Below are 18,739 nucleotides of genomic sequence, written 5' to 3'. Positions count from 1 at the left end.
GGCCCCGCTTCCACGGTCCGCCGACCGCGTTGCATAAACGTGCAACGAAACGTATAGTCATGCCATACGGAGGAGGGTTTTCCATGGCGGTACGTGCGGCGGTGGCCGGAGCGAGTGGGTACGCGGGCGGAGAGCTGCTGCGTCTGCTCCTCGCGCACCCCGAGATCGAGATCGGCGCCCTGACCGGCAACTCCAATGCCGGACAGCGGCTCGGCGCGCTGCAGCCGCACCTGCTGCCGCTGGCCGGCCGCGTCCTGGAGGCGACCACGCCCGAGGTGCTCGCCGGGCACGACGTCGTGTTCCTCGCGCTGCCGCACGGGCAGTCCGCCGCCGTCGCCGAGCAGCTCGGGCCGGACGTGCTGGTCGTGGACATGGGCGCCGACTTCCGGCTGAAGGACGCCGGTGACTGGGAGCGGTTCTACGGCTCCCCGCACGCCGGCACCTGGCCCTACGGCCTCCCCGAACTGCCGGGTTGCCGTGCCGCGCTGGAGGGGTCCAAGCGCATCGCGGTGCCCGGTTGCTACCCGACCGCCGTGTCGCTGGCCCTCTTCCCGGCCTACGTCGCCGGCCTCGCCGAGCCCGAGGCCGTCGTCGTCGCCGCCTCCGGCACCTCCGGCGCGGGCAAGGCTGCCAAGCCCCACCTGCTGGGCAGCGAGGTCATGGGCTCCATGTCGCCCTACGGCGTCGGCGGCGTCCACCGGCACACCCCCGAGATGATCCAGAACCTCGGCGCGGTCGCCGGTGAGCCGGTCTCCGTCTCCTTCACCCCGACCCTCGCGCCGATGCCCCGCGGCATCCTCGCCACGTGCAGCGCGCGGGCGAAGGACGGCGTGAGCGCCGAATCCGTCCGCGCGGCCTACGAGAAGGCCTTCGCCGACGAGCCGTTCGTGCACCTGCTGCCCGAGGGGCAGTGGCCCGCGACCGCCTCCGTCTACGGCTCGAACGCCGTCCACGTGCAGGTCGCGTACGACGCCGCCGCGGGCCGCGTCATCGCCATCGGCGCCATCGACAACCTGGCCAAGGGCACCGCGGGCGGTGCCGTCCAGAGCATGAACATCGCCCTGGGTCTCGACGAGACCACCGGACTGACGACGATCGGAGTTGCGCCGTGAGTGTGACGGCAGCGAAGGGATTCACGGCGGCGGGCATCACCGCCGGGATCAAGGAGAACGGCAACCCCGACCTGGCCCTCGTGGTCAACACCGGCCCCCGGCGCTCCGCCGCGGGCGTCTTCACCTCCAACCGCGTCAAGGCCGCGCCCGTCCTCTGGTCCGAGCAGGTCCTCAGGAGCGGTGAGCTGACCGCCGTCGTCCTCAACTCCGGCGGCGCCAACGCCTGCACCGGCCCGAAGGGCTTCCAGGACACCCACGCCACCGCCGAGAAGGCCGCCGAGGCGCTGGGCATCGGCGCGGGCGAGGTCGCCGTCTGCTCCACCGGCCTCATCGGTGTCCTGCTGCCCATGGAGAAGCTGCTCCCCGGCGTCGAGACCGCCGCCGGCCTGCTCTCCGAGCACGGCGGCGAGAAGGCCGCCATCGCCATCAAGACCACCGACACCGTGCACAAGACGTCCGTCGTCACCCGGGACGGCTGGACCGTCGGCGGCATGGCCAAGGGCGCCGGAATGCTCGCCCCGGGCCTCGCCACCATGCTCGTCGTCCTCACCACCGACGCCGACCTCGACGCCGAGGTGCTCGACCGGGCGCTGCGCGACGCCACCCGCGTCACCTTCGACCGGGTCGACTCCGACGGATGCATGTCCACCAACGACACCGTGCTGCTGCTCGCCTCCGGAGCGTCCGGCGTCGCCCCCGGGTACGCCGCGTTCGCCGAGGCCGTACGGACCGTCTGCGACGACCTCGGCCAGCAGCTCATCCGGGACGCCGAGGGCGCCAGCAAGGACATCAGGGTCGAGGTCGTGAACGCCGCGACCGAGGAGGACGCCGTCCAGGTGGGCCGCACCATCGCCCGCAACAACCTCCTCAAGTGCGCCATCCACGGCGAGGACCCCAACTGGGGCCGCGTCCTGTCCGCCATCGGCACCACGTCCGCCGCCTTCGAGCCCGACCGGCTCAACGTCGCCATCAACGGCGTCTGGGTCTGCAAGAACGGCGGCGTCGGCGAGGACCGCGAGCTGGTCGACATGCGCTACCGGGAGGTACACGTCGTCGCCGACCTCGCCGCCGGCGACGCCACCGCGACCATCTGGACCAACGACCTCACCGCCGACTACGTCCACGAGAACAGCGCGTACTCCTCATGAGCACCACTCGGAAACACACCGCCCTCCCGAAGGCGCAGATCCTCATCGAGGCGCTGCCGTGGCTCGTCCGGCACAACGGCAAGACGGTCGTCATCAAGTTCGGCGGCAACGCCATGATCGACGAGGACCTGAAGGCCGCGTTCGCCCAGGACGTCGTCTTCCTGCACCACGCCGGCCTCAAGCCCGTCGTCGTGCACGGCGGCGGCCCCCAGATCAGCGCCGCCCTGGACAAGCACGGCATCGTCAGCGAGTTCAAGGCCGGCCTGCGCGTCACCACCGAGGACGCCATGGACGTCGTACGGATGGTGCTGGCCGGGCAGGTCCAGCGCGAGCTGGTCGGGCTGCTCAACCAGCACGGGCCGCTCGCCGTCGGCATCACCGGCGAGGACGCGCACACCCTGACCGCCACCAAGCACCAGCCCGAGATAGACGGCGAGTTCGTCGACATCGGGCGGGTGGGCGAGATCACCGACATCGACACGGGCGCGATCGAGGCACTGCTCGCCGACGGCCGCATCCCGGTCGTCTCCTCCATCGCCCGCAGCCAGGACGACCACCATGTCTACAACGTCAATGCTGATACGGCGGCTGCGGCACTCGCTGCGGCGCTCGGCGCCGAGACGCTCATGGTCCTCACGGATGTCGAGGGACTCTACGAGGACTGGCCGAACAGCGACGAGGTGATCAGCCGCCTCACCGCGTCCCAGCTCGAGAAACTGCTGCCGGAGCTGTCCTCCGGCATGGTGCCGAAGATGGAGGGCTGCCTGCACGCCGTGCGAGGCGGCGTCACCACCGCCCGCGTCATCGACGGCCGGGTCCAGCACTCGATCCTGCTGGAGATCTTCACCGACGAGGGCATCGGCACGATGGTCGTGCCGGACGAACAGGGGGAGTCGTGAGCAACGAGGAACTGACCGCGCGGTGGCAGGGCGCGCTGATGAACAACTACGGCACGCCCCGCCTGCCCCTGGTGCGCGGCGAGGGTTCCCGGCTCTGGGACGCCGACGGCACGGAGTACCTCGACTTCGTCGGCGGCATCGCGGTCAACGCCCTCGGCCACGCCCACCCGGCGGTCGTCGAGGCCGTGAGCCGGCAGATCGCCTCCCTCGGCCACGTCTCCAACCTCTTCGTCGCCGAGCCGCCCGTCGCGCTCGCCGAACGGCTGCTCCAGCACTTCGGCCGCGACGGCAGGGTCTACTTCTGCAACTCCGGCGCCGAGGCCAACGAGGGCGCCTTCAAGATCGGCCGGCTCACCGGGCGGCCGCACATGGTCGCCACCGACGGCGGCTTCCACGGCCGCACGATGGGTGCCCTGGCGCTGACCGGGCAGCCCGGCAAGCAGGAGCCGTTCCGGCCGCTGCCCGGTGACGTGACCCACGTCCCCTACGGCGACGCCCAGGCGCTGGCCGCCGCGGTCACCGAGGACACCGCCCTCGTGATCATCGAGCCGATCCAGGGCGAGAACGGCGTCGTGGTCCCGCCGCCCGGCTATCTGAAGGCGGCGCGGGCCATCACCGCGGCCACCGGTGCCCTGCTGGTGCTGGACGAGGTGCAGACCGGCATCGGCCGGACCGGGCACTGGTTCGAGTACCAGGCCCACGAGGGCGTCCTGCCGGACGTCGTCACGCTCGCCAAGGGACTCGGCGGGGGGCTGCCGCTGGGCGCCACCGTCGCCTTCGGCCGGGCCTCCGAGCTGCTGAAGCCCGGCCAGCACGGCACGACCTTCGGCGGCAACCCCGTCTCCTGCGCCGCCGGGCTCGCCGTCCTCGACACCGTCGCGGACGAGGGACTGCTGGACAACGTCAAACGGCAGAGCGAGAAACTCCGCGACGGGATCGAGGCCCTCGGCCACCCGCTGGTCGCCCACGTCCGGGGTGCCGGACTGCTCCTGGGTATCGTGCTCACCGAGCCGCTCGCGCCCACCGTGCAGCGGGCGGCTCAGGACGCCGGGATCCTCGTGAACGCGCCCGCACCCGATGTCGTACGGCTGATGCCGGCGCTGAACCTCGGCGACGACGTGGTGGACGCGTTCCTCGGGGCGCTGCCCGGCATCCTTGACCAGGCCCACGAGGCCGACGGGGACGGACGATCCGGAGAATGAGACGACGATGAGCCAGGCGCAGGAGCACGAGCAGACCAACGGGCCTGCCGTACCGCAGACCCGCACCGCACGTCACCGCCGGATCGTGGACATCCTCAACCGGCAGGCGGTGCGCTCGCAGAGCCAGCTCGCGAAGCTGCTCGCCGACGACGGGCTGACCGTCACGCAGGCGACGCTCTCCCGGGACCTGGACGAGCTGAACGCGGTGAAGATCCGCAACACCGACGGCGACCTCATCTACGCGGTGCCCAGCGAGGGCGGCTTCCGCACCCCGCGGGCCCCGCTCGGGGAGTCGGCGAAGGAGGAGCGGATGCGGCGGCTCTCCGCGGAGCTGCTGATCTCCGCGGAGGCGTCCGCGAACCTCGTGGTCCTGCGCACCCCTCCGGGGGCGGCGCAGTTCCTCGCCTCGGCGATCGACCAGGCGGAGCTGCACGACATCCTGGGGACGATCGCGGGCGACGACACGCTGATGCTGATCAGCAGGGAACCGACGGGCGGCAAGGCCCTGGCGGACCACCTCCTGCGCCTGGCCCAGAACGGCCACTGAGCGCCGCGCGGCTACTCCGTGACACGCCGGTCTCGGCGCCGCGGGGGTTTCCGCCGGACGCAGGGTGCGGGTGGCCGGTGGCTGGTCGCGCAGTTCCCCGCGCCCCTCGAGGGGAGCGCCCGCCCCGGCCACGATCACTCGCACCGCCCGTCCGCCCGCCCGCACCGCTGCCGCCGCGGGCAGTCGTGGCCCGCTCACCTGTTCCACCCCAGCTGCGGGACGTCGTGCCTCCCCCAGGGCCTCGAGGGCCTGGGAGGTACCCCCAGGGTGGCACGGGTGGGCAATGGGGGTCCCCCCCCCCGCTCGAGCGAAGCCGAGAGTGGGGGAGGCACCCCGCGACCGCGGGCCGGTGAAGCGCCGATACCCGAGCCGGGACGCCGGGCACCCGCCGGCTCCGCTCACCCCAGCCGGCCCGCCAGACCCCCGGTGCACCGCACCTCGTCGCCCGCGGTCAGCAACAGCGCCTCGACCCCGTCGAGCGACTCCAGCCACCGCACCCCCTCCCGCGACCCCATCGCGAACGCCGCCGTCGCCCAGCAGTCCGCCCACGTCAGCCGGGGCGCCACCACCGTCACCGCCACCAGGTCCGTCACCGCGGGGCGCCCGGTGCGCGGATCGACGATGTGCGCCCCCCGCTCCGCGGTCCCGGACGTCGCGACGGCCAGCTCCGTCGCGCCCGCGGCGGAGACGACGGCCGCCAGCCCGCCCGGACGCAGGGGATCCGCCACCCCCACCCGCCACGGCCTGCGCGCCTCCGGCGTCCCGAGCATCTGCACGTCACCGCCCCCGTTGACGCTGACACCGCTCGCGCCCGCCCCCGCGACCAGCCGGGCCGCACGCTCCACGGCCCAGCCCTTGACGATCCCGGACGGGTCGAGCCGCCCCCCGTACGACGGACTGAACCAGCCGTCGCTCACCCGCTCCGCCTCGGCCGCCAGCCCCAGCACCTCGGCCACCTCGGGCGCACACTGTCCGACGGCCAGCTCGCCGCGCGCCAGCCGGGAGACCTGGCTGTCCTCCCGGTAGGAGCTGAACACCTCGTCCACCCGGCGCAGCCCGGCGGCCGCCTCGTCCAGCGCGGCGCGTACGGCAGCGGGTGCCCCGCCGCGGACGTCGAAGGAGAAGACGGTCCCCATCGTCTCCACCACCCGGCGTACCGCGGCGGGAGCCTGTGCGGGTCCCGGCACCGCGTCAGCCACCAGCCCGGTCCAGCGCCGACTGCAGGGACCGCCGGTATCCGGCGCTGGTGTAGGTCGCTCCGGAGACGGCGTCGATGTCGGCGTCGCCGGCCAGGACCGCCGCCCGGTTGAGCCGGGGCACGGCGTCGGCGGTGACCTGGCCGCTGCGCCCGCCGCCGGGCGCCCGGACGGCCTCGGCCGCGGTGATCCCGCCGCCGCTGACGGTGACCCGCACCTGCACGGGCCCGTACTGGGTGTCGGCCACGTCGCCGGTGACCGTACCGGCGCCCGCGCCCCGCCCGCCCTGCGGCGACGGCGCGGCGGCCGGCGGCACGGTACCGCCCGCCGCCGCGGCGGCACCCGGGTCGGAGGCCGGCTTCAGGGACAGCAGCAGCACGATCCCGGACACGGTCGCGGCGCCGGCGAGCACGGCACGCCGCACGGGGTGGCTCTTCCTCATCTCCGCTGAGCTCCTGACGTCCGTCGCTCACATCGCGAACGACTCGTGGTGGATACGGCGGGCGGGGACACCCGCGCCGCGCAGTGCCTCGTAGACCGACCGGGCGAAACCGGGCGGCCCGCACAGGAAGACGTCGTGGCGGTCCACGTCCGGGATCTTGCGGCTCAGGCTCTCCGCGGAGATGTCCGGCCGTTCCCCGTCCGGGCTGTTGACCGCGTACATCAGCCGGGCCCCCCGCTCGTCGGCGATCCGGGAGAGCTCGTCCCACAGCGCGAGCTCCTGGGTGCTGTTGGCCCGGTACAGCAGGGTGATGTCGCCGGACGCGCCGGGCAGCGTCTCGAACAGGGCCCGCATCGGCGTGATCCCGACCCCGCCGGCGACCAGCAGGACCTTGCCGCGGCTGCGGCGCCGGGCGGTCAGCGCGCCGTACGGGCCCTCCGCCCACACCCGGGTGCCGGGGGCCAGCTCGCGCAGCCGGGCGCTGTGGTCGCCGATCGCCTTCACGGTGATCCGCAGCATGTCCGGGCGCGGCGCCGCCGACAGCGAGTACGGGTGGGAGCTGAACCGCATGCCCGGCGCCAGGAACCGCCAGCGGAAGAACTGGCCGGCCTCCGCGCCCATCCGGTGCAGCCGGCGCCCGCCGATCAGCACCGACACGATCCCGGGCGTCTCCTCGATCACCGCCTCGACACGCAGCCGGTGCCGCAGGTTGAGGCGCAGGGGGGTCAGGACGCGGTACCAGAGCACGAGCGCCGTCACCGTCCCGTACAGCGCGTACCAGACGGTCCCGGCGACCGGCTCGACGGCGAAGTCGTTGCCGGTGGCCAGCTGGTGCCAGAAGGTCAGGAACACCGCCGCGTAGGTGAGCAGGTGCACGTGGTACCAGACGTCGTACGGGATCCGGCGGCGCACGGGGCCGGCGGACAGCAGCCCGATGAGCAGGAACAGCGCGGTGCCGACGGCCGCCTTGCCCATGTCCGGCAGGTGGGTCACGGAGTCGACCGTCTGCCGGACGATGCCGCCGGGGCCCAGGCCGGCCTGCACCGCGTAGCCCCACATGACCAGGACGACGTGCGCGAGGACCAGGCAGAGCGTGTAGCGGCCGGTCATGGCGTGCCACCGGGCCACCCGGTCGGAGCCCACCCGCCGCTCCAGCGCTGGCACCCGGGCCATCTGGAGCACCACCAGCGCCATGAGGTAGCCGGCGAGCAGCCCGGTGATCCGGCCCGCGTTGAGGACCCTCCCGGTGTCGTCGGTGATGGCGGGCGTGTTGCGCCACCACAGCCACAACACGCCCGCCGCGCCCGCCCACACGGCGAGCAGCAGGGGGACGGCCGGGGAACGGCGCGGGCGGATGCGCCGCATCGTCTGACGGCGGGCGGCACGGCCGCCGGCGAGCGTGGTGGTCACGGTTCCTCCGTGGGGACTCGACCGCTGGCCCACAGATACGCGTCGCACCGCCCGGATGTTCAGTCCGGGCCGCTCACTCAGTAGCGGGTCACCGCGGTGGCACCGCCCCGCGTGCCGATGGCGATGTGCGGCCGGGCCGCCGGGTCGGCCCAGGTGAGGATGCGCCGCATGGCGTCGTTCGGCACCGACACGCAGCCGGCCGTCGCCCCCCGCCCGTTCACGTGCAGGAAGATGCCCGCACCGCGCCCGCGCACCGGACGCTCGTAGTTGAAGCCGACGACCACGGCGTGCGCGTACTGCGTGCCGTACGTGATCAGGTGCTCGGCCTCGGTGGCGCGGCAGTCGGCGGGGCGGGGCTCGGTCCAGCGGTTGTAGGCGAGGGAGGCGTTGTCCTGGCACCACCACGAGTCCTCGCGCACCGGACGGTAGGGGTACGCCGTCCCGTCCGGCGCGGCCTGGACACCGAAGGCGTACGGCAGGTCGTACAGGCCGGTCGGGGTGGTGTCGGTGCCCTGGACGCGCGTCGCCCCGTCCGTCAGCCCCTTCGCCCCGAAGCGGGCCGGCGCCGAACCGGTCCTCACCCACCGGCCGCCCCGGCGGTCCCACCAGGTGACGGTGCCCGTGGTCGAGTCGGTGTCCGGGGCGACCGCGACGATGAGCTGGGTGCCGCCGCCGGTGTCCGCCATCCGGGCCGGCAGCGGCCGGGGCACGGGCGCGGCGCCCAGGGCCAGGGCGGACAGGGCGAGGAGGGCGGCGAGGGCACCGGGGCGCATGGCTCAGACCGTAGACGGCGGCAGCGGCAGCGGCAGCCCGGGAAGTCCGTCCAGGCTCGTCGCGATGTGCTCCTTCTTGGTGAAGTACGCGCTGAGCGAGGCGTCGTCCTCCCGCGCGAACCGCTTGCCGTGCAGATCCCGGTCGTTCTCGTACGCCATGAAGGGGACGCCGTACCCGCAGGTGTCGCGGACGAGTTCGGCGGTCACGACGATGATCGCGCGCAGTCCGTGCGCGCCGGTGTCGATGTCGGGGAAGTGGGTCAGCAGCTCCGGGAAGCGCGGGTCGTCGCGGAAGACCGGCTCCCCGCGGCCGTGCACCCGGACGATGTTCGGCGGGCCCTGGAAGGCGCACCACATGAGGGTGATCCGCCCGTTCTCCCGGAGGTGGGCGATGGTCTCGGCATTGGAGCCGGCGAAGTCGAGGTAGGCCACGGTGAGTTCGTCGAGGACGGCGAAGGATCCCGTGAGTCCCTTGGGCGAGAGGTTGACCGTCCCGTCGGCGGTCAGGGGAGCGGTGGCGGTGAAGAAGAGGGGCTGCGCCTCGATGAAGGTGCGGAGCCGGCCGTCTATGCGCTCATAAGTCTTTCCCATGTCTAACGATTATGGTCCGCGGGGCGGAGCGCGTCCCACGGACCAGTGAGATTGACGAATCATGCAGGGTTCTGCATACTCATGCAAGCCAGTGATTGCACGGTGAGGAGCGACACAAGTGAGCAGCAACAACGGTGACGTACGGCTCTGGGGCGGCCGTTTCGCCGACGGCCCCGCCGAGGCCCTGGCGAAGCTGTCCGCGTCCGTCCACTTCGACTGGCGGCTCGCCCCCTACGACATCGCCGGTTCACGTGCCCACGCGCGCGTGCTGCACCGGGCGGGTCTCCTCACCGAGGACGAGCTGACCCGGATGACCGCCGGGCTCGACCGGCTCGAGGCGGACGTCGCCGACGGCTCCTTCACGGGCACGATCGCCGACGAGGACGTCCACACGGCCCTGGAGCGCGGCCTGCTGGAGCGCCTCGGCCCCGACCTCGGCGGCAAGCTCCGCGCCGGACGGTCCCGCAACGACCAGGTCGCCACCCTCTTCCGGATGTACCTGCGCGACCACGCCCGCGTCGTCGCCGGCCTGATCGCCGACCTCCAGGACGCCCTGATCGGCCTCGCCGAGGCCCACCCGGACGTGGCGATGCCCGGCCGCACCCACCTCCAGCACGCCCAGCCCGTGCTCTTCGCCCACCACGTCCTCGCCCACGTCCAGGCGCTGTCCCGGGACGCGGAGCGGCTGCGCCAGTGGGACGAGCGGACGGCCGTCTCGCCGTACGGCTCGGGCGCGCTCGCGGGCAGCAGCCTCGGCCTCGACCCGGAGGCGGTCGCCCGCGACCTCGGCTTCGAGCGCGGCAGCGCCGGCAACTCCATCGACGGCACGGCCTCCCGGGACTTCGTCGCCGAGTTCGCCTTCATCGCCGCGATGATCGGGGTGAACGTCTCCCGCATCGCCGAGGAGATCATCATCTGGAACACGAAGGAGTTCTCCTTCGTGACCCTGCACGACGCCTTCTCCACCGGCTCGTCGATCATGCCGCAGAAGAAGAACCCGGACATCGCCGAGCTGGCCCGCGGCAAGTCCGGCCGTCTCATCGGCAACCTCACCGGCCTGATGGCCACCCTCAAGGCCCTCCCGCTCGCGTACAACCGCGACCTCCAGGAGGACAAGGAGCCGGTCTTCGACTCCATCGACCAGCTGGAGGTCCTGCTGCCGGCCTTCACCGGCATGATGGCCACCCTCACCGTGCACCGCGAGCGGATGGAGGAACTGGCCCCGGCCGGGTTCTCCCTCGCCACCGACATCGCCGAGTGGCTGGTCAGGCAGGGCGTGCCGTTCCGGGTCGCGCACGAGGTGGCCGGCGAGTGCGTGAAGGCCGCCGAGGCCGAGGGCAAGGAACTGGACGAGCTGACGGACGAGCAGTTCGCGAAGATCTCCACGCACCTCACCCCCGAGGTCCGCTCGGTGCTCGACGTCCCCGGCGCCCTCGCCTCCCGCAACGGCCGCGGCGGTACCGCGCCCAGCGCGGTCGCCGTGCAGCTCGCCGAGGTCAAGGCGGACGTGGCGGCCCAGCACGCGTGGGCCGGGGCGAAGAAGCAGGCCTGACCCCGGCAGGCGCGCGGAGCCGGGACACGGCCGGCTCCGCCGCCCGAGCGCGACACGCCCCGGCGGCCCCGCGCCCGCCGACGCACCGGCCGGTCCGGACACGGGGGCGGAGGGCATCGGGGGTACGTTGGTCGAAGCCGTACCGGAGCCGACCGAACGGAGCCCGCGATGCCCTTCGCCCGTCTCGCCGCCGCGACGACCCCGACCTGCCACATCGGCCTGGGTCTCGCCGCCGTCGGCCGCCCCGGCTACATCAACCTCGGCAGAGCGCGCGACCTCGGAGAGGACCGCAGCGTCGAGGCGCTGCGCGAACGGACCCACGACCTCCTCGACGCCGCCTACGCGCAGGGCGTGCGCTACTTCGACGCGGCCCGCTCCTACGGGCGGTCGGAGGAGTTCCTCGCCGCCTGGCTGCGGGGGCGTCCCGACGCCGACGACGTCGTCGTCGGCAGCAAGTGGGGCTACACCTACACCGCCGACTGGTCCGCCGACGCCGAGCAGCACGAGGTCAAGGACCACGGCGTCGCCACGTACGAGCGCCAGCGCGCCGAGACCGACGCGCTCCTCGGCGACCGGCTCGACCTCTACCAGATCCACTCCCTCACCCCGGACAGCCCGGCCCTCACCGACGCCAAGCTCCACGCCGGGCTCGCCGAGGCCGCCGCGCGGGGCGTCACCGTCGGCTTCTCCACCAGTGGCCCCGCCCAGGCCGACACGATCCGCGCCGCGCTCGCCGTGACCGTCGACGGCGAGCCGCTCTTCCGCACCGTCCAGTCCACGTACAACGCGCTGGACACCTCCGCCGGTCCCGCGCTGGCCGAGGCCCACGACGCCGGGCTCACGGTGATCGTCAAGGAGGGCATGGCCAACGGGCGCCTCGCCGGGCCGCAGGCGCCGGACGCCCTGCGGGCCGTGGCCGCGGAGACGGTCCTGGGCTGCGACGCGGTCGCCCTCGCGCTGATCCTGCGGCAGCCCTGGGCCGACGTGGTCCTCTCCGGCGCCGCGACCGTGGAACAGCTCGGCTCGAACCTGCACGCCGCCGTCGTCGACCTCGACGACGACCAGGTGGCACGCCTCGCCTCACTAGCCGAGGACCCGCGGGCCTACTGGGAGCGGCGCGCACGGCTTCCCTGGCACTGACCGGGCCCGCCGCCCGTGTGACCGCCACGCCGACTCGCCTTCCCGTCGACCCGGTGGTGAGTCACACATGCCCATCATGAGACATCAACGTCTCATGTGATTTATGGTTGTCTCATGGCCGTCGATCGAGAACAGGTACTGCGCAGCGCCGCTGCCCTGCTGACCCGCAGAGCCACCGCGACCATGGACGAGGTCGCGAAGGCGGCCGGGATCAGCCGGGCCACGCTGCACCGCCACTTCGCCGGGCGCGACGCCCTCGTCCGCGCCCTGGAGGCGCTCGGTATCGCCGAGTGCGAGGCGGCCCTCGACCGGGCCCGCCCGGACGACGGTCCCGCGGCGGAGGCGGTGCGCCGGCTCGTGCGCGAGCTGGAGTCCGCCGCCGGCCTGCTCGCCTTCCTCTACACCGAGAACCAGCTGTTCGAGGGCGAGCAGCAGAACGAGGGCTGGGCCCGCATCGACGCCCGGCTCACCGAGCTGTTCCGCCGGGGCCAGGAGAGCGGCGAGTTCCGCATCGACCTCACCCCGGTCTGGCTCACCGAGGCGCTCTACGGCCTGCTGGCCTCCGGCGCCTGGGCGGTGACCGAGGGCCGCGTGGCCCGCAACGACTTCCCCCGCATGACCGTCGAGCTGCTGCTCGGCGGCGCGCTTCGGAGAGAGTGAAAAATGACCCGCACCCTGCAGACGGCACCGTCGGCCGAGGCGGTGAAGCGCCCCGGCCGCTGGCTGGCGCTGTCCGTCCTCGTGCTGGCCGTACTGCTGGTGGCCGTCGACGCGACCGTCCTCGGTCTCGCGACCCCCTACATCAGTGAGGACCTCGCGCCCACCGGCACCCAGCTGCTGTGGATCGGCGACGTCTACTCCTTCGTCATCGCCGGTCTGCTGGTCTCCATGGGCAGCCTCGGCGACCGCGTCGGCCGCAAGCGGATCCTGCTCGCCGGCGCCACGGCGTTCGGCCTGATATCCGTCCTCAACGCCTACGCCACCACCCCCGAGCTCATGATCGTCGCCCGGGCCCTGCTCGGCGTCGCGGGCGCCACCCTGATGCCCGCCACCCTCGCCCTGATCCGCAACCTCTTCCACGACCCCCGCGAACGCAGCCTCGCCGTCGGCATCTGGGGCGCCACCGCCTCCGCCGGCACGGCGGTCGGCCCGATCGTGGGCGGGTTCCTGCTGGAGCACTTCTGGTGGGGCTCGGTCTTCCTGATCAACGTGCCCGTGATGGTCGTCCTGGTCCTCGTCGGCATCAAGCTGCTGCCCGAGTCCCGCAACCCGGACCCGGGCCCGTGGGACCTGGCCGGCGTCGTCCTCTCCCTGGTCGGCATGGTCGGCGTCGTGTACGCCGTCAAGGAGGCCGCCGCGCACGGTTTCGCGTGGACCGCACTCGCCTCGGGCCTGCTGGGCGCCGCCGCGCTGTACGGCTTCGTCCGCCGCCAGCTGTCCATGCCGGTCCCGCTGCTCGACGTGCGGCTGTTCCGCAGCCGCGGCTTCAGCGGCGCCGTGCTGGCCGACCTGCTGACCGTCCTCGGCCTGTCCGGGCTGGTGTTCTTCCTGTCGCAGTACCTGCAACTCGTACAGGGCAGGAGCCCGTTCGAGGCGGGACTGGCCGAACTGCCCGCCGCGATCGGCGCGGTGGTGGCCGGCCTGATGGCGGGCCGCGCGGCCCGGCGCTTCTCGGTGCGTGCGGTGGTCTCCGGCGGTCTCGCCGCCGTCGGCCTCGCGCTCGCCGCGCTGACCGTCATCGGCCAGCACACCGGCTACCCGCTGCTCGGCGCGGCCCTGCTGGTGGTCGGCGTCGGCGCCGGTTTCTCGTTCACCGTCACCGCCGACGTGATCCTCTCCAGCGTGCCGGGCGAGCAGGCGGGCGCCGCCTCGGCCGTCTCCGAGACGGCGTACGAACTCGGCGCCGCCCTCGGCATCGCCCTGCTCGGCTCGATCGTGACCGGCGTCTACCGGGACTTCACCGGCCCGCAGGGCACCCCGGCCGCCGCCCACGAGTCGCTCGGCGGTGCGGTGCAGGCCGCCTCCGGGCTGCCCGCGCACACGGCCGAGGGACTGCTGGACGCCGCCCGCCAGTCCTTCGTCGACGGACTGACGCTCGCCTCGGGCGCCGGCGCCGTGGTGCTCCTGGCAGCCGCCGGCGCGGCCTGGTTCCTGCTGCGCGGCCAGCGGCTGGACGACGGGACCGAGCACCCGTAGCCGTAGCGACACGACGAGGGCGGGCCACCATCACGGTGGCCCGCCCTCGGTGCGTGCGTCCGCGCGGCGCTACGCCGCCTTGGCCTTGCTGGCGTACATGTCCACGTACTCCTGACCGGACAGCCGCATGACCTCGGTCATCACGGAGTCGGTCACGGCCCGCAGGACGTAGCGGTCGCGGTCCATGCCCTCGTAGCGGGAGAACTCCATCGGCTCGCCGAAGCGGACCGTGACCTTGCCGGGCCGGGGCAGGCCCGCGCCGCCCGGCTGGAGCTTGTCGGTGCCGATCACGGCGAACGGGACGACGGGGGCGCCGGTCATCAGGGTGAGGCGGGCGATGCCGGTGCGGCCGCGGTAGAGGCGGCCGTCGGGGGAGCGGGTGCCCTCCGGGTAGATGCCGAAGACCCTGCCCTCCTCCAGCACCCGGCGCCCGGTCATCAGCGCCGCGACACCGCCCCGGCCGCCGTCCCGGTCCACCGGGATCATGCCGACGCCGGTGAAGAACCAGGCCATCAGCCGGCCCTTGAGCCCCTTGCCGGTGACATAGGAGTCCTTGCCGATGAAGACGACCTGCCGGTCGCAGACCAGCGGAAGGATCATCGAGTCGATGAAGGTGAGGTGGTTCCCGGCCACGATCACCGGGCCTTCGCCCGGAATGTTCTCCGCACCCTCCACCTGTGGGCGGAACATCAGGCGCATGATCGGGCCGAGCACTGCCTTGATGAGCGCGAAGCGGGACAACGGGTCCTCCGGTGTCGGGGATGCGATATGAGTATGTGCAGGTGAGGACATTACTCGCGGCCCCGGGGGTCGCGCACGTCGGGTTCACCGGGCCGCGTCCGGTGTTGACGCGTGTTCACCTGCGGAGCAGCGGTGCCGGACGGCCGTGGCGCGGACCGCGGGGTGTGAGGCAACTCGCGTCCGCGGGGAGGAATCCACCCGCGCACGCCCGCCGCTCCCGCCGTGCTCCGCGCCCGTGACGGCCGCCGCGGACACCGCTCGGATCGAAACACGTGCGACGTGCGGACCGCGTGAGGCGCGCCGTCGCAGCCGTGCCGCCGGCCCCTGCTCGGTGGCCGCCGGCCCCGTCGGGCACCGCCCCGGCGAGCGCGGCCACCGACCGCGTACCCCGGCCCGGCCCTGCCACGCCGACGGAACGTCAGACATCCCGCCCCGCCTGCCCCTCCACGCGCTCCCGACATCCCGGGGCACCCGTGTGTTCCGGAGGCGGTCTCCCGTTCGTCATGTACGCGCCCCTACGATCGGCCCGCACTGACGGTCAACGGCAGGAGGTCCCATGGGAACGCAGGAGTCGGACGAGCGGGCGGGCGGCACCGGACGGCGGGCGCTTCTCGGCGCGGCGGTGCTGGGGGCGGGCGGAGCCGTACTGGGCCTGTCCGGCACGGCGAGAGCCGCCGACGCCCGGCCCGGTGCGGGACACGGCGGGAAGGGCGGACTGAAGGGCCTGCCCGTCCCGACGGTCATCGGCCACCGCGGCGCCAGCGGCTACCGCCCCGAACACACCCTGGGCTCCTACGAGCTGGCCCTCGACATGGGCGCCGACATCGTCGAGGCCGGTGACCTGGTCCCCACCAAGGACGGTCACCTCGTCTGCCGCCACGAACCGGAGATCGGCGGCACCACGGACGTCGCCGACCACCCCGAGTTCGCCGGCCGCAGGCGCACCAAGCAGCTCGACGGCGTCTCCACCACCGGCTGGTTCACCGAGGACTTCACCCTCGCCGAGCTCAAGACGCTCCGCGCCACCGAGCGCATCCCGGCCAACCGCCCGCACAACACCCTCTACGACGGACGCTGGGAGATCCCCACCTTCGAGGAGGTGCTCCGCTGGCAGGACGAGCAGTCCCGCAGGCGCGGCAAGCAGGTCTGGATCTACCCCGAGCTCAAGCACCCCACCTACTTCCGCAAGCTGGGCCTCGGCACCGAGGAGCGCCTCGCCCGGCTGCTGCGCAAGCACGGCAAGGACGGGAAGAACGCGCCCGTCGTCATCCAGTCCTTCGAGCCGACCAGCATCCAGCGGATGAACAAGCTCGTCGGCAACCCCCTCGCCGTCCTGCTGTCCGGGCCGGCGAGCAGGCCCTGGGACTTCGTCGAGACCGGCGACCCGCGCACGACCGCCGACCTCGTCACGCCCGCGGGCCTGAAGGAGATCGCCTCCTACGCCCAGGGCATCGGCCCCACCCTGGACCTGATCATCCCGAGGGACTCGGCCGGCCGCCTCACGGAGCCCACCACCCTGGTGCGCGACGCCCACCGGGCGGGACTGATCCTGCACCCGTACACCATGCGCAACGAGAACCCCTTCCTTCCCGCCGACTTCCGCAAGGGCTCGGACCCGGACGCCTACGGCGACGCCTTCGCGGCCTTCCGGACGTACTTCGCCACCGGCATCGACGGGATCTTCACTGACAACCCGGACACCGGCGTGCTGGCCCGGGAGGATTTCGTCAACCGCTGAGCGGAACCAACCCGTTGGGGTGACGTCCGGCCGCCCGGGGCAACCACCGCCCGGGCGGCCGCGTCGCACTGCACATGACGCACGACCTGGTCACCTCCCTGCGCCCGCTTCTCACCGCGGAGGCCTCGGCCGAGGCGCATGCCACCGGTGCCGAGCCCGGGGACCTGGAACAGGCGGTGTGGCTGCGCCTCCTGGAACGCCTGGAGGCGGACGGCCCGCCCCCCGACCCGCACCGCTGGCTGCGCAGCGCCGTCCGCACCGAGGCCCGCCGCACCCGCCGCACGGCCCGCACCGAGCGGCCGTACGAGGGTGAACCGGCCGACGCCGCCGAACGCCGGCCCGAGCAGCTCGCCCTCACCGCGGCCCGCCATCACGCCCTGCGCGAGGCCGTGCGCCGGCTGCCCGGCCGCTGCCCCCGTCTGATGGAGGCCCTGCTGTCCCCGAGGGACCTCACCTACCGTGAGATCGCACGGGAGTTGGGTATCTCACAGGGCAGTCTTGGACCGGAACGCTCCAGATGTCTGGGATGTCTTCGGCGATTGCTGACACCGGAGGTTGCGGCCCACTGAGGACGGGGATAGGTGTGGGGGACCACAGCTGATCAGGTGAGCGGGAGGCATGCGCACATGGGCATGAGCGTGACCATCTCGGCGGCGACCGAGCAGGATGCCGAGCAGATCTTCCGGCTGCAGTACCTCTGCTTCCAGAGCGAGGCGGCGCTGTACGGCAACTACCGCATCGACCCGCTCGTCCAGGGCCTCGACTCCGTGCGCGAGGAGGTCGTCCGCGACTGCGTCTTCGTGGCGCGGCTCGGCGACGAGGTCGTGGGCTCGGTCCGGGGCCGGGTGACCGAGGACGGTGCCGCGTCCATCGGCAAGCTGTGCGTCCATCCCCGCCTCCAGGGCCACGGCATCGGCGCCCGGCTGCTGCGGGCCGCCGAGTCCGCCCTCGCCGGGGAACACGGCGCCACGCGCTTCCGCCTGCACACCGGACACCGCAGCGAGAGCAACCTGCGCCTGTACCGGCGGGTCGGCTACGAGACGGTGGGGACGGCCGAGGGCACGGACGGCGTCCTGATGATCGTCCTGGAGAAGCAGGCGGGGACGTACGCGACGACGGCGTGAGCCGCGGGCGGCCACGGCCGCCCGGCGGGCTCAGGCGGCCTGCGCCCGATGCGTGCCCCTGCGCAGCCAGTACAGCGCGGACAGCGGCAGCAGCACCGGGATGAAGACGTAGCCCATGCCGAAGTCGGACCACACGGTCGCGTCCGGGAACACCGACGGCTCGGCCATCGTCCACGTACCCACGGCCAGCACACCCACCAGCTCGGCGGCGCAGCACACCCGCGCCGCCCTGCGGGCCGTCTCCCCGCCCCGCACCAGGGTGTACGTGATGAAGCCGTAGACGACACCGGCGACGGCCGACAGCGTGTAGGCCAGCGGCGCCCGGTCGAAATCGGTGGCGATCTGGTACGCGGACCGCGACACGGCACCGACGACCATCACCCCGTACAGCCACACCAGCAGGATCCCGGGCCCGCCGATCAGCCGCGTGCGGGCCGGCTTCTCCTCGGTCGCCGCCATCTCAGCCTCCCCAGATGTCGTACAGCCGCACCTCGAGGACGGCGAGGACCACGCCGCCGGCCGCGACCGTCACCGAACCCCAGCGGGTGCGCTCGGCCAGCGACATGAACCCCGCCGCCGGGACGCACGCGAAGGCGCCCAGCAGATACGCCACGAAGATCACCGTGCCCTGGTCCGGCTTCTCGCCCCGGGCCAGCTGCACGATCCCGATCACCAGCTGGAGCAGCGCCAGCGCCGAGACCGCGGCCATGCCGATGAAGTGCCAGTCCTTCGTCGGCTGGTCACGGTAGGCCGCCCAGCCGCACCAGGCGGCGAGCAGCAGCGCGGCGACTCCGGTCACCAGCGTCAGGACGTCAAGCATGGCAGCGACCCTATTACGCCCCAAAAGGCCCGCCGCGCGCGGCCCCGCCCGTGCGTCCCCGGCCGGCGCCCGGCCGGGGACGCCGGGGCGGCGCCGTAGGGTCGAAGG

Annotated in this window: 20 protein-coding genes; 12 read left to right on the top strand and 8 right to left on the bottom strand. The window is 73.2% G+C overall.

What is annotated here, in order from left to right; genetic code table 11:
• Window positions 1-83 precede the first annotated feature (83 nt).
• The 5 genes from argC to AC0VYN_RS24535 are packed head-to-tail and all read left to right on the top strand — an operon-like array spanning window position 84 to window position 4,908.
• On the top strand, window positions 84-1,112 hold the full coding sequence (argC, locus tag AC0VYN_RS24555) for an N-acetyl-gamma-glutamyl-phosphate reductase (RefSeq protein ID WP_475532721.1): 1,029 nt from the start codon (window positions 84-86) through the stop codon (window positions 1,110-1,112).
• Window positions 1,109-2,260, top strand: coding sequence for a bifunctional glutamate N-acetyltransferase/amino-acid acetyltransferase ArgJ (gene argJ, locus AC0VYN_RS24550; protein ID WP_475532720.1), 1,152 nt, complete (start codon window positions 1,109-1,111; stop codon window positions 2,258-2,260). The genes argC and argJ overlap by 4 nt, the downstream gene beginning before the upstream one ends.
• On the top strand, window positions 2,257-3,159 hold the full coding sequence (argB, locus tag AC0VYN_RS24545; RefSeq protein WP_385458370.1) for an acetylglutamate kinase: 903 nt from the start codon (window positions 2,257-2,259) through the stop codon (window positions 3,157-3,159). Before argJ ends, argB begins: the two co-directional genes overlap by 4 nt.
• Window positions 3,156-4,361, top strand: coding sequence for an acetylornithine transaminase (locus AC0VYN_RS24540; RefSeq protein WP_475532719.1), 1,206 nt, complete (start codon window positions 3,156-3,158; stop codon window positions 4,359-4,361). Before argB ends, AC0VYN_RS24540 begins: the two co-directional genes overlap by 4 nt.
• A gap of 7 nt (window positions 4,362-4,368) precedes the next feature.
• On the top strand, window positions 4,369-4,908 hold the full coding sequence (locus AC0VYN_RS24535) for an arginine repressor (protein ID WP_475532718.1): 540 nt from the start codon (window positions 4,369-4,371) through the stop codon (window positions 4,906-4,908).
• 398 nt (window positions 4,909-5,306) lie between these two features.
• On the opposite strand, the gene AC0VYN_RS24530 is transcribed toward AC0VYN_RS24535, so the two are convergent.
• The 5 genes from AC0VYN_RS24530 to AC0VYN_RS24510 form a co-directional block, all read right to left on the bottom strand.
• Window positions 5,307-6,044 carry an FAD:protein FMN transferase gene (locus AC0VYN_RS24530; RefSeq protein ID WP_475536976.1) on the bottom strand — a complete coding sequence of 246 codons (738 nt, stop codon included), beginning with the start codon at window positions 6,042-6,044 and terminating at the stop codon, window positions 5,307-5,309.
• A gap of 55 nt (window positions 6,045-6,099) precedes the next feature.
• On the bottom strand, window positions 6,100-6,546 hold the full coding sequence (locus AC0VYN_RS24525; RefSeq protein WP_475532717.1) for an FMN-binding protein: 447 nt from the start codon (window positions 6,544-6,546) through the stop codon (window positions 6,100-6,102).
• Between the two features lie 27 nt (window positions 6,547-6,573).
• Window positions 6,574-7,956, bottom strand: coding sequence for a ferredoxin reductase family protein (locus AC0VYN_RS24520; protein ID WP_475532716.1), 1,383 nt, complete (start codon window positions 7,954-7,956; stop codon window positions 6,574-6,576).
• Between the two features lie 77 nt (window positions 7,957-8,033).
• On the bottom strand, window positions 8,034-8,729 hold the full coding sequence (locus tag AC0VYN_RS24515; RefSeq protein ID WP_475532715.1) for a L,D-transpeptidase family protein: 696 nt from the start codon (window positions 8,727-8,729) through the stop codon (window positions 8,034-8,036).
• Between the two features lie 3 nt (window positions 8,730-8,732).
• On the bottom strand, window positions 8,733-9,320 hold the full coding sequence (locus AC0VYN_RS24510) for a pyridoxamine 5'-phosphate oxidase family protein (RefSeq protein WP_475532714.1): 588 nt from the start codon (window positions 9,318-9,320) through the stop codon (window positions 8,733-8,735).
• Between the two features lie 118 nt (window positions 9,321-9,438).
• Between AC0VYN_RS24510 and argH the strand changes: the two genes are divergently transcribed.
• From argH to AC0VYN_RS24490, 4 genes are all read left to right on the top strand, one after another.
• On the top strand, window positions 9,439-10,872 hold the full coding sequence (gene argH / locus AC0VYN_RS24505; RefSeq protein WP_475532713.1) for an argininosuccinate lyase: 1,434 nt from the start codon (window positions 9,439-9,441) through the stop codon (window positions 10,870-10,872).
• Window positions 10,873-11,040: 168 nt separating this feature from the next.
• Window positions 11,041-12,012 carry an aldo/keto reductase gene (locus AC0VYN_RS24500; protein WP_475532712.1) on the top strand — a complete coding sequence of 324 codons (972 nt, stop codon included), beginning with the start codon at window positions 11,041-11,043 and terminating at the stop codon, window positions 12,010-12,012.
• A gap of 114 nt (window positions 12,013-12,126) precedes the next feature.
• Window positions 12,127-12,672, top strand: a complete 546-nt coding sequence (locus tag AC0VYN_RS24495) for a TetR/AcrR family transcriptional regulator (protein ID WP_475532711.1) — start codon at window positions 12,127-12,129, stop codon at window positions 12,670-12,672.
• Window positions 12,673-12,675: 3 nt separating this feature from the next.
• The gene (locus AC0VYN_RS24490; RefSeq protein ID WP_475532710.1) at window positions 12,676-14,208 is read left to right on the top strand and encodes an MFS transporter; all 1,533 of its coding nucleotides are present in this window, start codon (window positions 12,676-12,678) and stop codon (window positions 14,206-14,208) included.
• 69 nt (window positions 14,209-14,277) lie between these two features.
• On the opposite strand, the gene AC0VYN_RS24485 is transcribed toward AC0VYN_RS24490, so the two are convergent.
• A complete protein-coding gene (locus tag AC0VYN_RS24485; protein WP_385468071.1) occupies window positions 14,278-14,898 on the bottom strand; it encodes a lysophospholipid acyltransferase family protein in 621 nt (206 codons plus the stop codon).
• 607 nt (window positions 14,899-15,505) lie between these two features.
• On the opposite strand from AC0VYN_RS24485, the gene AC0VYN_RS24480 reads away from it, so the two are divergent.
• The 3 genes from AC0VYN_RS24480 to AC0VYN_RS24470 all read left to right on the top strand — a co-directional run bounded on the left by AC0VYN_RS24480 (window position 15,506) and on the right by AC0VYN_RS24470 (window position 17,811).
• Entirely contained in the window at window positions 15,506-16,687 is a 1,182-nt protein-coding gene (locus AC0VYN_RS24480; protein ID WP_475532709.1) for a glycerophosphodiester phosphodiesterase, read from the top strand.
• A 74-nt stretch (window positions 16,688-16,761) separates the two neighbouring features.
• Window positions 16,762-17,256: a sigma-70 family RNA polymerase sigma factor gene (locus AC0VYN_RS24475; RefSeq protein WP_385468065.1), complete on the top strand. Its 495-nt coding sequence runs from the start codon at window positions 16,762-16,764 to the stop codon at window positions 17,254-17,256.
• Window positions 17,257-17,313: 57 nt separating this feature from the next.
• The gene (locus tag AC0VYN_RS24470) at window positions 17,314-17,811 is read left to right on the top strand and encodes a GNAT family N-acetyltransferase (RefSeq protein ID WP_385468063.1); all 498 of its coding nucleotides are present in this window, start codon (window positions 17,314-17,316) and stop codon (window positions 17,809-17,811) included.
• Between the two features lie 30 nt (window positions 17,812-17,841).
• On the opposite strand, the gene AC0VYN_RS24465 is transcribed toward AC0VYN_RS24470, so the two are convergent.
• Complete coding sequence (locus AC0VYN_RS24465) at window positions 17,842-18,270, bottom strand: hypothetical protein (protein WP_475532708.1); 429 nt, start codon at window positions 18,268-18,270, stop codon at window positions 17,842-17,844.
• Window position 18,271: 1 nt separating this feature from the next.
• Window positions 18,272-18,631, bottom strand: coding sequence for a hypothetical protein (locus tag AC0VYN_RS24460; protein ID WP_475532707.1), 360 nt, complete (start codon window positions 18,629-18,631; stop codon window positions 18,272-18,274).
• Between the last annotated feature and the right edge of the window lie 108 nt (window positions 18,632-18,739).

The sequence above is a fragment of the Streptomyces sp. 63XJN7_1_ISO-PGPR-S23-121 genome (assembly GCF_056173025.1).
This window is presented reverse-complemented; position numbering and strand designations above follow the sequence as displayed.